Source organism: Allobosea sp. RIT-PG3_2, from assembly GCF_057321085.1.
Window position 1 is genome coordinate 1 of record NZ_JBXWCA010000028.1, and the last position, 850, is coordinate 850.

The following is an 850-nucleotide window of genomic DNA, read 5'->3' on the forward strand; positions in this document are numbered from 1 at the left end:
GGCCATGGCACGGCGCACGAGCACAGCCCTGACAGATTGGCCGGGCCATGGGGCCATGGCACGGCGCACGAGCACAGCCCTGACAGATGTGCCGGGCCATGGGGCCATGGCACGGCACACGAACGCAGCCCTGTCAGATGTGCCGGGCCACGGGGCCATGGCACGGCGCACGAGCACAGCCCTGACAGATGTGCCGGGCCACGGGGCCATGGCACGGCGCACGAGCACAGCCCTGACAGATTGGCCGGCACATGAGGTCATGGCACGGGCCATCGAGCAGCACCTCCGCGATCAGGCCCGACGCCCGCCCGTAGGGCTCACGCTGCCTGATCGGCCCTGACCGGTTCGACCATCGCGTGTTTGCCGTCGCTATCCTCATACACCTTGGTGATCTTCCAGCGCCCCGCCGTCAGGCCAGCCGCCTGATAGATGTGACCGCCCTTTGAATCGAAGCCCTTCGAGCGAAGCAGGATCAGTCGCACGGTGACGTTCGGCGCGATCCGGCCCATCTCCCACATATCGAGAAGACCGCCGTGCCGCGTCCGAGGCTGGTGGATCGGGAAGCGCCCTTCACCCTCGTGCTGGTCGAGCCATGCTGTGACGACGATGTCGTCGTCTGGGGTCACTCCACCCCAGAAGCCTCTCGCAGACCCGGTCACGACGCCGGCCTCCTTGAGGGCAGCTTGCAGTTTACCAAACTCAGGAAGCTTGAAAGCCATGGCCGTAACACCTTGTGCTGGATGAGCCGCACGAAGTGTATACGCCTCTATCAATCTCTCGTCAACTCTACGAATGGCTCCGTAACTCTCTTCACTCACCAAGCCGACCCGACACCCAAGGTCTCACATGT

At 64.2% G+C, this 850-nt stretch carries 1 protein-coding gene; it reads right to left on the reverse strand.

The features are described 5' to 3' along the window. Window positions 1-317: 317 nt before the first annotated feature. Complete coding sequence (locus AC2FAN_RS27205; RefSeq protein ID WP_485177072.1) at window positions 318-719, reverse strand: hypothetical protein; 402 nt, start codon at window positions 717-719, stop codon at window positions 318-320. Between the last annotated feature and the right edge of the window lie 131 nt (window positions 720-850).